This is a genomic window from Methanolobus sp. (assembly GCF_016278365.1).
Taxonomy (GTDB): Archaea; Halobacteriota; Methanosarcinia; order Methanosarcinales; family Methanosarcinaceae; genus Methanolobus.
The window spans coordinates 356,791-369,378 of record NZ_JADQBZ010000008.1 but is presented as its reverse complement, the minus strand read 5'-3'; the positions used below and the strand labels follow the sequence as shown (position 1 = coordinate 369,378).

General features: G+C 43.5%; 11 protein-coding genes and 2 tRNA genes. 12 read left to right on the top strand and 1 reads right to left on the bottom strand.

Annotated elements, in window-relative coordinates:
- Positions 1–155: 155 nt before the first annotated feature.
- The 12 genes from QZZ22_RS10315 (at position 156) to QZZ22_RS10260 (ending at position 11,765) form a co-directional block, all read left to right on the top strand.
- Positions 156–1,850, top strand: coding sequence for a type II/IV secretion system ATPase subunit (locus QZZ22_RS10315; RefSeq protein ID WP_292464526.1), 1,695 nt, complete (start codon positions 156–158; stop codon positions 1,848–1,850).
- A gap of 10 nt (positions 1,851–1,860) precedes the next feature.
- The gene (locus tag QZZ22_RS10310) at positions 1,861–3,387 is read left to right on the top strand and encodes a type II secretion system F family protein (protein ID WP_292464524.1); all 1,527 of its coding nucleotides are present in this window, start codon (positions 1,861–1,863) and stop codon (positions 3,385–3,387) included.
- Positions 3,384–3,818, top strand: coding sequence for a type II secretion system F family protein (locus QZZ22_RS10305; RefSeq protein WP_292464522.1), 435 nt, complete (start codon positions 3,384–3,386; stop codon positions 3,816–3,818). Before QZZ22_RS10310 ends, QZZ22_RS10305 begins: the two co-directional genes overlap by 4 nt.
- A gap of 10 nt (positions 3,819–3,828) precedes the next feature.
- The gene (locus QZZ22_RS10300) at positions 3,829–5,799 is read left to right on the top strand and encodes a LamG-like jellyroll fold domain-containing protein (protein ID WP_292464520.1); all 1,971 of its coding nucleotides are present in this window, start codon (positions 3,829–3,831) and stop codon (positions 5,797–5,799) included.
- The gene (locus tag QZZ22_RS10295; RefSeq protein WP_292464518.1) at positions 5,759–6,712 is read left to right on the top strand and encodes a hypothetical protein; all 954 of its coding nucleotides are present in this window, start codon (positions 5,759–5,761) and stop codon (positions 6,710–6,712) included. The genes QZZ22_RS10300 and QZZ22_RS10295 overlap by 41 nt, the downstream gene beginning before the upstream one ends.
- 109 nt (positions 6,713–6,821) lie before the next feature.
- Positions 6,822–7,859, top strand: a complete 1,038-nt coding sequence (gene amrS, locus QZZ22_RS10290; RefSeq protein WP_292464517.1) for an AmmeMemoRadiSam system radical SAM enzyme — start codon at positions 6,822–6,824, stop codon at positions 7,857–7,859.
- A gap of 251 nt (positions 7,860–8,110) precedes the next feature.
- A tRNA-Asn gene (locus QZZ22_RS10285) sits at positions 8,111–8,183 on the top strand.
- A 21-nt stretch (positions 8,184–8,204) separates the two neighbouring features.
- Positions 8,205–8,279: transfer RNA gene (locus tag QZZ22_RS10280), tRNA-Ile, on the top strand.
- A gap of 455 nt (positions 8,280–8,734) precedes the next feature.
- The gene (locus QZZ22_RS10275) at positions 8,735–9,880 is read left to right on the top strand and encodes a transporter substrate-binding domain-containing protein (RefSeq protein WP_292464515.1); all 1,146 of its coding nucleotides are present in this window, start codon (positions 8,735–8,737) and stop codon (positions 9,878–9,880) included.
- 9 nt (positions 9,881–9,889) lie between these two features.
- Positions 9,890–10,378 carry a hypothetical protein gene (locus QZZ22_RS10270; RefSeq protein ID WP_292464513.1) on the top strand — a complete coding sequence of 163 codons (489 nt, stop codon included), beginning with the start codon at positions 9,890–9,892 and terminating at the stop codon, positions 10,376–10,378.
- Complete coding sequence (locus tag QZZ22_RS10265) at positions 10,347–10,736, top strand: cache domain-containing protein (RefSeq protein ID WP_292464511.1); 390 nt, start codon at positions 10,347–10,349, stop codon at positions 10,734–10,736. The genes QZZ22_RS10270 and QZZ22_RS10265 overlap by 32 nt, the downstream gene beginning before the upstream one ends.
- Positions 10,737–11,327: 591 nt before the next feature.
- Entirely contained in the window at positions 11,328–11,765 is a 438-nt protein-coding gene (locus tag QZZ22_RS10260; protein WP_292464509.1) for a nucleoside 2-deoxyribosyltransferase, read from the top strand.
- 427 nt (positions 11,766–12,192) lie between these two features.
- Here QZZ22_RS10260 and QZZ22_RS10255 read toward each other — a convergent pair whose 3' ends face one another.
- Positions 12,193–12,399 carry a hypothetical protein gene (locus QZZ22_RS10255; protein WP_292464506.1) on the bottom strand — a complete coding sequence of 69 codons (207 nt, stop codon included), beginning with the start codon at positions 12,397–12,399 and terminating at the stop codon, positions 12,193–12,195.
- Between the last annotated feature and the right edge of the window lie 189 nt (positions 12,400–12,588).

Below are 12,588 nucleotides of genomic sequence, written 5' to 3'. Positions count from 1 at the left end.
ACGCAGATTGGTACAGACTTTAATAAATATCACTAAATTTGAATTGGGATTCTCAAAATTGCTTTTCTATTTCTATTTCTATCTTGATTTATGTTCTCTGCTTATTACATTTATTAAAACAAAGGCTTTTATATATAAATGACATCATATATTTAATGGCCCCGGATCTGGAGTACACTGAATCTAGCACAATAGTTCCGCTTTTGCAGGACAAAGATCTTACGGAAGCATCAGCTCCGGAGAAGAACACATCCCTCTATGCCAGTCTCAAAGAAAGGCTGTCAAGTGTGGTAAAGTCAAAAAAAGTTCTCCCTGCCTATGATCCTCAAATGCACGGTCCTCTTGTAGAAATGGAGATACCTGCGGGATACACAGAGGTAGAAAGATACTGGGTCAATGAGCCTTTCTCTTTTATATGTATTCTCGAAAAAGGTAACATCTTTAATTATCATGTCGCTGAGCCTGAGCTTACCCTTTACGAAAGGGATGTGCTTGAAAGAGTCTATGATGATCTTCGTGACATCCTGAGTCTTGGAGGCATTGGGCCCAGAAAAGATAAGGATATTATCCTTACAGAGCATGCCCTTTCTCTCTTCAGCAGGTATCATGCAGACCTTGGAACTGCATCCATGCACAGGGTCCTCTATTATCTCAAACGCAATTTTCTTGGTAATGACAGGATCAACACACTCATGCTTGATCCCTATATAGAGGATATATCATGTGATGGGGTGGAAGTCCCTGTTTTTATGTACCATAACAAGTACCGCAACATTAAAACAAACATCTCTTTCGCGGAGGAGGAGCTTAATTCCCTGGTGATCAAACTGTGTCAGAAAAGTGGGAAGCATATCTCCATAAGTGAACCAATGGTGGACGCAACGCTTCCTGATGGCTCCAGGCTGCAGGCAACTCTGGGAAAAGAGATAACCACAAGAGGCAGTTCCTTTACCATCAGGAAGTTCAGGGGAGACCCTATTACAGCCATTGACCTCATAAATTATAATACATGTAGCATTGAGATGATGGCATATTTCTGGCTGGCTATCGAAAATGGCAATTGTGCCATTTTTGCAGGAGGTACTGCATCAGGCAAGACCTCTATACTCAATGCAGTATCCCTTTTTATCCCTCCTCTTTCAAAGATCGTTTCCATTGAGGATACGCGTGAGCTGACCCTGCACCATGACAACTGGATTGCAGGAGTTACCAGGAAATCGCTGAGCGCAGGTAGCTCAGGAGAAGTTACAATGTACGATCTGTTACGATCTGCACTGCGCCAGCGTCCGGAGTACATTCTTGTAGGAGAGATACGCGGCGAGGAAGCTCTGACCCTCTTCCAGGCAATATCCACAGGCCATGCCACTTATTCGACCATGCACGCGGGAGACGTGCAGACTGTTGTTAACAGACTGGACAGCCCTCCGCTTAACGTACCCCATGTGATGTTGCAGTCCCTGGACATACTGAGCATACAGGTTCAGACCTTTGTCAAGGACAAGCGCGTACGCAGGACACACAGTATTGTGGAGCTCACAGGTATTGATACCAAGACCGGCTATATCCGCATCAATGAGCTTTATCGTTGGAATCCTATTACAGATACTTTCAAGCGCAGCGGTGATTCATATGCTCTTGCGAAGGTAATGCAGTCCCGTGGGTGGGATAAAGAGAAACTTGCTTCCGAGATAAAAGTGAGACAGCGCATCCTCGAATATATGCGCGATAAAGGCATACGGGATTATGTCATGACTTCTCTTGTTGTGCAGGCCTACTCCGCAGACCCCGAAATGGTGATTCGGTCAATAGAGGACGGTACTCTTGAGAATATACTCGCAAACAGTGAGTGAAGGTGTACAGGTGAACTTTATAATTAATGCAATAGACTTTACTGCACATCTGCTGTTTGGAAAATATATCCGCAGGAACATAGATCGCTTTATGGATACACGCAACATGTTGCGTAAAGCGGGCATGGGCATGCTGGTGGAGCAGTACGTATCGCAGGCATGTCTTGTGTCTCTGCTTATTGGAATGCTCGCTGCAATTGCCGGAATGACCCTTGGACTACATTCTTTTAAGGGTATGGCACTGTCTCAGGTGGGTCCGTGGTCAGTACCCGCCACTATAAGTGCAAATTTTCCATTTATATTTTCTCTGCTACTATGTATTACATTCTTTGTTGTTGCCTTTTCCCTGACATATTACGTTTACATGTCCATTCCCGAGGTACAGGCAAATATAAGAAGTTCACTTATTAACCAGTCTCTGCCGCACACAACCGCTTACCTGTACGCCATGAGCAGAGGTGGGGGCCTGAACCTGCTGGATATTATGAGGTCCATCACTGACAACTATCATATCTATGGCGCTTCTGCTGAAGAGATAGGCTATATTGTCAAGGACATGGAGTGTTATGGTACAGACCTTTTGACAGCCCTCGAAAAAGCATGTCTGAGAACACCATCCCAAAAGTTTAAAGACTTTATAGAGGGGCTTACATCCATCGTCGCCAGTGGAGGGGATGTGACCTCCTACCTCCGGGCTAAGAATGACCAGTACCGTCTGACAGCATCTAAGGAGCAGAAATTGTTCTTTGAGACACTTGGAGTGATGGCCGAGATATACATATCTGCTTTTGTGGCTGGTCCACTTTTCCTTATTACTATACTTGTGGTGCTGGGGCTCATAAATACGGGTTCCATGTTGATCCTGAATTATATGATATATCTGCTAATTCCTCTGAGCACGATAATATTTGTACTTCTGTTAAGTTCAATAACCGGGGAAGGTTCCAACCTGCATAATGTATATTTAAAGGAAAAAAAGCTGGACGTATTTTCCCACGTCAGGATAAGGCCGGGTCCGGAGAACGAGAATGAACTTCGAAAGAAGATACTGTTCCGGGAAAAGATCCTTAGGGTACTTCATACGCTCACTCATCCATTCAATTTTTTAAAGAGCGCACCTGGATATGTATTTGTTCTCAGTGTCCCGACTGCAGCGATATACTTGTTGTGGAATATCAGGGGATACACTGGTTCTTTGAATATTGGACTTTTCAGGAACATTAATTCTGCTACTGTGGCAATAATCGATGATTATATTTTTATTTCGTTGCTGATAATGTTTGTTCCTTTCGTAATATTCAATGAACTGAGGAATCATCGTGTAAGACAAATTGAATCGCATATCCCTGAGTTCCTGAACAATCTTGCTAGCATCAATGAGGCCGGAATAGTGTTGGTCGATGCCATTGAGATGAGCATGAAGATGAAGATTGGCTTGCTACACGCTGAGGTAGGGAGGCTTATCAACGACCTGTCATGGGGAGCAAAGCTTGACGATGCCTTGAGAAGTTCGAATACCGTATCAGGACAGATATGACACAGCGTATAATCACGCTTATCATAAAGGCTAATGAAACCACCAGTGACATTAAAAGTGTGCTGACAATAGCCGCTCATGATGCTGATGTCCAGAAACATCTCAAAAAGGAACGTAACGCAGAGATGTTCGTGTATGTTTTCATAATCTACATTGCTTTTATGGTATTCCTTTTCATAGTTTATATACTTGCAGCCTACTTCCTGCCTGCGATACCTTCTGCCAGCGGCACTGCCCAGACGGGTATGCCATTGATAACCGATTTCGATTTAGATGCCTATACAATGATATTCTTCCATGCGGCAATGATACAGGGTTTCTGTTCAGGTATAGTTGCCGGGAAGATGGGAGCCGGTAACATCCGTTCGGGAATCAAGCATTCCCTGACAATGATGTTCATAGCCTATCTGGTATTTGCCTTCTTGATATGAGCTGGTCCGCATGAGTAATCACAAAAACACATTCCGGGATGATACCAATGCAGTTTCCGAGGTTATCGGTGAAGTATTGATGACAGCAATTGCAGTACTTGCATTTTCTGTGATAGCTGTGTTCGTGTTCTCTTATGTGGGCGCAGATGAAAGGGTCCATGTAAATATTGGCGGATGGGTGGATGTGGATTCTGACACTATCTACATTAGACACACAGGCGGCGAACAGGTGGACCTAAACAAAGTTCAAGTCATCCTTAACCTGAACGGGACTCGCCAGGACATTTCTCCATCACAGCTTGTACAGCTTTTTGGAGACGATAGCTGGTATCTGGGTGAGACTATTATGATTGAGACTGATGCCCTCTGGAACACCAGTATCAATGAGGATGATTATGTAGGCATTATATTACTGCAAACAGGTTCAAATATCGTAATAAAGAGCGGTTCACTCCTTGGTGATGAAATAGCACTGGGTGCAGGCTCAGAATCTAATGGGAGTGGAAATGGAGGACCGCAGGCACCATCTGCAAATTTCACATATTTACCCCCGGATCCAGTTATATATGAAACGGTTGTCTTTACGGATCAATCTTCAGACGCGGATGGCACCATTATTGCATGGTCTTGGAATTTTGGTGACGGAAATACTTCAACTGCCCAGAATCCTTCTCACCAGTACTCTTCTGCAGGGAATTATACTGTATCTCTGACAGTCACAGATGATGATGGGAACACAGACAGTAGTTCCCGGTCTGTAACTGTTATTGGTACTCAGGGCACCTATGCAGACAGAATACTCCTTAATAAACCTGCAAAGGGAGGTATCATAAAAGATGGTGGTTATGTCAGTTTTACAAACGATGGGAATTACAGGTATGTAGACATAGATGGGGTAAGATACGATCTGGATCAAAGTGATTCCATAACGCTTGAAATCGTTAATGATCAAACTGCAGGGGCAATTTCCATGGATATCGGTAGCTCCCAGATATCAACCTTTGATCTGAATGTCAATCTATACATAAACGGCAATCTGGAAGACACCGGACAGGTCACCAGTATCTATATTCAGCCTATATCGAATTATTATTCGACTTTAAGATACGAGCTTCCATCGGATAACAGCCAGACATATCTTGAAGCAGATGGTGATATCATAATCAACTGGGAAACCAATGATTCTGCAATCAACATCTCCAACATCGGATTTTACAGTCCGGGAAACACTCAGATTAATTTCGGTCCTACAGGCACATATTTAAAATGTAGCGGTTACTACCAGCTCTCATCTGAAGGGCAATCGGGCAATCCTGAAACACCACTACCAATTCCTGTCTCTTTGTGGAGTTTTGATGTACGCACTGATAATATTGTTGTCGATTCCGAGGGCGGGAATGATGGGATAATTTCAGGAGCAGACAGAGTACCTTCTGGTGTAAACAACAGTGCGATCGAGTTTGAACAGGGTTCAGGTCAAGGATCCGGTAATAAAGAATACATAACAGTGCCACATAGCTCTGATCTTGATCTCATAACAGAAGGCTCTGTTGAAGCGTGGGTATATATCCAGAATTACAGGAACGATGCCGGAATTGTGCATAAAGGCGAGCAAAACGACCGCTCAGATGAAAGTTATAGTCTCCGATTCGGCGGCCTTGGCAATAATAAAAGAATACTTCTTTCCTTGAATGATGGGGAATTTTCAGTTATTTCAAACACCGAATTGACTTCACAATCCTGGTATCATGTTGTCGCTACATGGAATTCGACATCATTGATAATGTATATAAATGGAAATATTGACAATATTGAATCAGGTTCAGGTATAGCTTCAAATCCTTCATCCGGTTCTTTGCAAATCGGATCACAACTACCAGGAAGTGTTTACGGACTGCAGGGCCGGCTTGATGAAGTTGTCATCTATAGCTATGCACTGGATGCAAGCGAAGTACAGCAAAGATACGATCTCTATGTGTGATACAAGGAAAAAGGGAAAGGAAATGAAGATAAGATCTATGATGTCCTGTGAAAATGCCGTATCTACCGTAGTAGCGGCTGTGCTTCTCCTTGGGATCATCATGTCTGTCATAACTGTTGTGAACGTGCAGTATATCCCCGAATGGAAAACGGCTGCTGAACAATCCCATATGGATGATGTCTTCTATGACATGGCAGGGATGAAGAACGATGTTGACATGCTTTCTGCCTATGTCATGGCAGAGCCTTCAACAGGTCTTTCATTGAGCGTTCCTTTCAGGATGGGGGGAGGGAGCCTGCCCATGTTCGGCGCCGGTAAATCCGGTGGGAGGCTGGCGATAAATGATGAAGCATTCAGCATGCATATTGTAGCAACAACTCCCTATATTACTTACAGCAGTGATGTGTTTTTTGTGGATATGGGCACTGTCAGCTATGTGTCTTCCAATAATTATTTTGTTGATCAGAAATACGTGTATGAGAACGGTGCCCTGATACTTTCGCAGGATGAGTATTCATTGATGCGCCTTTCTCCTAATATGAATCTGAGAAGTACCGATAACGTCACCAATATAACTTTTCAGATAAATGCCATTGATATGAAAGGTCCTCAAAGAAGTATCAGCAGCAATTCTGTAGAGGAACTGCACCTGCAAACCAATGGGTCGGAGCCACTGCACTGGGATGGTGTACTCTTCACGGATGTGACCATGACAGTTGAAAGCTCTTATCCTTCCTCGTGGGAATCTTTCTTTGAAAGGATGGCATTGGATGCCGGTATTAAGGAAACGGATTATTCAATAAATTCAAATTCAACTGCCGTTGTGTTCTTCCTGGCAGATACTGACGGCGGGGGTATAAAATTGAATGTTACAAAGACTTCTTTTGATGCAAGACTGAACCTGGTGTCTTGAAAAGGATTATCTGATTTAATATTCCAAGTTAACCATAACTCCTGTTTTTTGCAGCAGTTGCAACGCTGAAGTTATCAATGATTAAGTTACATTTTTAAACGGGGTTTTCATGATCAAAGAAGCAATGTTTTACGAGAGGCTTGATGACAAGAAGGTGCACTGCAAACTGTGTGCCCAGAGCTGCAAGATCTCGCCTGGGAAACGGGGGTTTTGCAGGGTGAGGGAGAACAGGGACGGAACACTGTACACCCTGAACTATAATGTGGTTTCCAGCGAAGCCCTTGACCCGATAGAAAAAAAACCGCTCTACCATTTCTATCCGGGTTCTGCAGTCTATTCTCTGGGGAGCATAGGCTGTAATTTCAGATGCAAACACTGCCAGAACTGGGCTATTTCCCAAGTGGAGGTAGACACATCCCAGTCTAGAGAAATAAACCCTGAGACTGCTGTTTCACGGGCGCTTCAGTTTGGCGCAAGCTCCATCGCCTGGACCTATAATGAGCCGACCATATGGTACGAGTACACTTACGACTGCGCCAGGCTTGCAAAGGAAGCTGGGCTTGCCACTATTTATGTCACTAACGGTTACATCACTCCCGAAGCGCTGAAGAAGATATCGCCTTACCTGGATGCCTTCAGGGTGGATTTCAAGGCTTTTAATAATGAGTTCTACAGGAAGATGGCAAGCGCGAGACTTGAACCGGTGCTGGAGGCCACAAAGCTGGCGCACGAACTGGGAATGCATATAGAAGTGGTCAATCTGGTGATACCAACTCATAATGATGATCCAGAGGAACTTCGGTCCATGTCAAGATGGATCTATGAGAATCTGGGGGCTGACACTCCAGTACATTTCACCCGGTTCCACCCATATTACCAGCTCACAGATGTGCCACCAACTCCACTGGAAACTCTTGAGATGGCGTATGATCTCGCAAAGGAAGAAGGGCTGCACTATATCTATATCGGTAACGTGCCTGGTAGTGGAAAGGAGAACACCTTCTGTCATGAATGTAATGAGCTGCTGATAAAGCGGGGTATGTTCGATACCGAGGAATACAATATCACTGAAGACATGGCTTGTCCGCACTGCGGGAAACAGATATGTATCTTCAACGAGGATAGCGGCGATACTAAAAAATGCTGATGATTTCAAGAACATACTGAGGTACGAAAGTTACATATTAAAAAATATTTTTTAATTGCACCCCCTCGTTTCCGATGGAACATATATCATTAAAGATATATGATTATCATTATTATTATGAGGTAACTACGGGAAAATTGTCTTGGAAATGATAAGAATGGTACCGAAAACCAGGAAAAATGAGCCGTCAATCAAAAGGTTTAAAAGCAATAAGTGCATTAAGAGGATTCGCGCGTTGGCGCCACCAAAAAGCCGCAATAACTCAGTTGGTAGAGTGTCTGGCTGTTAACCAGAATGTCACAGGTTCGAGCCCTGTTTGCGGCGCTCTAAATCTTTTTTCAGAACGGGCCTGTAGCTTAGCCAGGTTAGAGCGCTCGGCTCATAACCGAGCGGTCACCGGTTCGAATCCGGTTAGGCCCACTTTAAAACTTTAGGCAGCCCTCTTATGAAAGCGATTTTTTAGCGCTATTCAGTCAAAAGAATGAATTCATTTTGTTATTCTTGCGGGCGACTCAAATAGATTAAATTGGAGTGCATATTTTTCAATTGAGCCTAATAAGATACAAGTTGGTAATTTCCAAGAAAACAGACTGAAAGCTGATTAGGCACTACCAATACTTTCAATGTTTTGAAAGAGGTGTTTCGAGTTAAAGTCATCCTATTTGTATAGTAGCCTTTTTTAGTTGAGTTTCATCTTTGAATTCGTGCCGGTTTAGTAAAACTATTTCTCTATTTGCATGCAGACACTGTTTTCTACAACATGTATTCAAAACTTCCATAGGGTAAGTTGACTTTCCATGGCTTCTGCGTTTCATCTTTTGCAGATATTTATCAAAATCAGTATTTATTTATAATTTAACAGTATATGCTCATTCATGTTGCATTATCGACGTTATGTCTGTCATTCTCTTATCGTGGCACTGCTCGGAGCACTGGTCCTGACATCCGGATGTATCTCGGGGCCTGAAGACGTCCCCATGTCATCCGCCGGTCTTGTCTACTACACTGAACAACTACCTCCTTATAACTATGAGGAGAACGGGACCCTTCAGGGAATCTCTATTGATATGCTCGAAGCGGTAACTGAAAGGATGGGTGCAAAAGTATCTCGGGAGGAAGTGCATCTTGTCCCCTGGACCGAAGGGTATCAGGCAGTTCTCACGCAAAACAACACAGTGCTCTTCAGTATGGCAAGGACTCCCGAAAGGGAGGATATGTTCAAATGGGCCGGGCCAATCTATACTAACAGGAAGGTCCTCTTTGCCAGACCGGACAGCGGGATTAGTGTTGACGGCCCTGAAGACCTAGGAGAATACTGTATCGGAGTGATTACTGACGATATCGCTATTCAGTACCTGCTCGATATAGGTGTGGACCAGAGCCGGATAGTAACCAAAAGCAATATGTCCGCTCTGATTGCCGCGCTTGACAATGGTGATATCGATATGTGGGCATGCCCTGAAGCCTCAGGCAGGTACTTCACTGAACAGGCGACCGGGAACTACTACAGCTACAGAATCGTCTATCAGTTACATGTCCAGGAAACTTATTATGCTTTCAGTAATGACATCCCCGATTCGGTCGTCGACTCTTTCCAGCAGGCACTCGATGACCTCAAACAGGAGAAAGATGTCACGGGTATCAGCGTATATGAGCGGGTCCTTGGGAGGCACTATCCATCCGTCGGCCTCGATCAACTCGATTACCTGACAGAGGAGATGGCTCCGTTCAACTATCAGGAAGATGGGAATGTTACCGGTATCTCCGTGGATATCCTTGAAGCGGTCTTCCTGAACATTGGAGTGAACCGCACACATGAGGACGTACGCATTGTTCCATGGACCGAAGGTTATGAGGCAGCCCGGAGCAATACCGGCACAGTGCTCTTCTCGATGGTAAAAACCCCTGAGCGGGAGCAGTCCTTCAAATGGGCCGGCCCCTTCACTAAAATGGACTTTGTTGTCTTTGCTCCGATGAGAAGTAATATTATCGTTTCCTCCCCGGAGGAGCTTAACAACTAACGGATCGGTGTGGTCGAAGACTCCGTCGAGAACGATCTCCTTTTCGATCGTGGTGTAAACGCTTCCGGTCTGGTCCTGGGGCAGGCTCCCGGGGAACTTTTCCAGATGCTGGAAGACGGGCAGATCGATCTCTGGGCAACGGGGGCTCTCGCCGGGCGATATCAGATGATGCAGGACGGAGACCTCAATGCCTATGAGGACATATATACCCTGGGCGAGAAAGACCTCTACTATGGTTTCAGCAGTGATGTCCCGGATAGCTCAGTGAGCGCTTTCCAGCAGGCTCTGGCTACTGTACGAAGCCAGAAGGATGAGCAGGGAGTCAGCGAGTATGAGCGTATAATCTACCGCAATCTCGGGGTAGGCTGCGCCCGGCAGACATTCACCGACGGGGATGTGATCTCGCTTGTGGACACTACAGCTGCAGCCATCGGAAAGAATGCTACGGATACCCTCCGGCGCATCAGTGCAGGCGAAGCCCTTTGTAGCTACTCATAAAATCGTTAAAAAGCCCCTCCGGCGCATCAGTGCAGGCGAAGCACCATACAGGAACCTGGAAGATCCCGGTCTTTACGTCTTCGTATACGATATAGATCTGACCATGGTCGCCCATGCTGACAACATCCTGCTGGTCGGTAACAACTTTAAGGGCAAGACCGATGTTACCGGCAAGCTGTTCCGTGATGAGATCAAGGCAGGGGCATTGACTAACGGAACTGGCTGGATGGATTATGTCTATGTGCACCCGGTCCGGCCAAACCTGTATTACAAGGCCACTTACTACCGGTTGACAACTGGGAGTGATGGCAGATCATACATTGTCTGCAGTGGCAATTTCAAGAGTTGCGGTGTATAAGGCCACAACAGGCTTTTATTTTCCCGCGATCAGTTACTTCCACAGACAAGCTTACCATTCTGGGGCTCATCTATGGTAATAAGAAAAAGACTAACAAGGGGGCTTTAATCCCTTTCTTTTTTCTTGTGAACTTTCATGATACAATCTACAATACTTTCACCATACTTACAATATCAATATATATTTGCAAAACAATGATTAACTGTGCACAGGTGTGATTCGGGCGCCCTACGCGCTTCTGGGCGTTCCTGAATTATGCCATCCCCTCAATTTTTCTATTCCATCAGGAGTTCCTCTTTGCCATGACTTAGCAAACGATGTCGCAGCAATATTAATTATTCTCATCTAAACACCTATAACTCCATGTTGCTTTGTTTGTGAGGGACAGAAATATATTAAAAATAAACATTGTAATTATAATAATTGAAATCACGTTGATCTAAGTAATTGAATGCACAAAAATCCCTCCAAATAAGGTGAGGCAGAAATTGTAAGGGATCTTTTGGCTGGAATGGCCGATAGATATTTTCAGTTTACGTTTAATGATATTATTGTTTTAAAGCGTATAAAATTGTGATATGGGGAAACTAAATGAACACCAAAATATATGTCGCAGGTCCTTTGTTTTCAATTGCTGAACACGAGTTCAATGAAAAAATAGATGATAACCTGAGAAAAATGGGATTTAGTACTTTTTTACCACAAAGGGACGGACATTTACTTTCCAGTTTACTTTCAGAAGGTTATAGTAAAGAAGAAGCGACAAAAATTATATTCGAAATGGATATACATCATATCAAAAATAGTGATATTGTTTTGTTTCTATTAGATGGTCGTGTTCCGGATGAAGGGGCATGTGTTGAAATCGGTCTTGCTTACGCTTATGGTAAAGAATGCATTGGATACAAAACAGATTCCAGATCAATTATGGGAGATTCAGACAATCCTTTAATTGTAGGAGCACTGAAAAATAGAATAGCAAAGTCGTATCATGAATTAGAGTTTATGTTAAAACAATTTATTCTGTAATACTTTGCACGGAGTACCTATTTAGCGCGACCTAGGGCAATGAAGCATCTATAAATGTATTTTGTGCTTATGCAGGCGAACTATCTTCTATTCTGTTTGAGAAAATATATCAATACTACCGCGTTAAGTGAATATCTTATCTTAAATGTTCATTGGGAACTTGGCACTCATTTTATAATATTTACTAAGTCATTACTCCAATTCACGGACCATTACTTTGCAGATCTTGCAGAACTGCTCACTGGCAGTTGTAAGATATTTCTGACGGTTTCTGCTGGGAATCTACGGACATCTTGGGGACATGGAGAATCCTCACATGCTTTCCCTTTTTATGGCCGAGCTCTTGGGACTTGCGGTAATAATAGTCTTTGGGGTAGGTTACTTAAGGAAAAAATTAAAATGGGAACTAATGAAAAATAAAAAGATATCAATTATTATACGCATCAAATATCTGCCACAACCAGAGGAGTGGAGTCGTAATCAAACCTATCACAAATGTAACAAGCATTCCGCTAATGAACAGTGCCACCCATATACCAATCGCTTTGAAGATATGACCCTTTATGAGCTGGCCCAGCCCTGGGATGAAAAAAGACAATAATGCCGGTACTCCGTGTGTTTTTTTATCACTCATATAAATCACCAATATTATGAAATACAGTTGTATATATCTTTTATTATATTATAATTGTTTTGCCCAATTTGTTCATTTTTTAAAAAGATGTGGCAGATACAAACAAAGATATGCAATAACGAATATGTTACTTTTAGTTATCAAATGGTATCAATAGAATACTTTTTGATATCTATGGGAGGGTAGTGA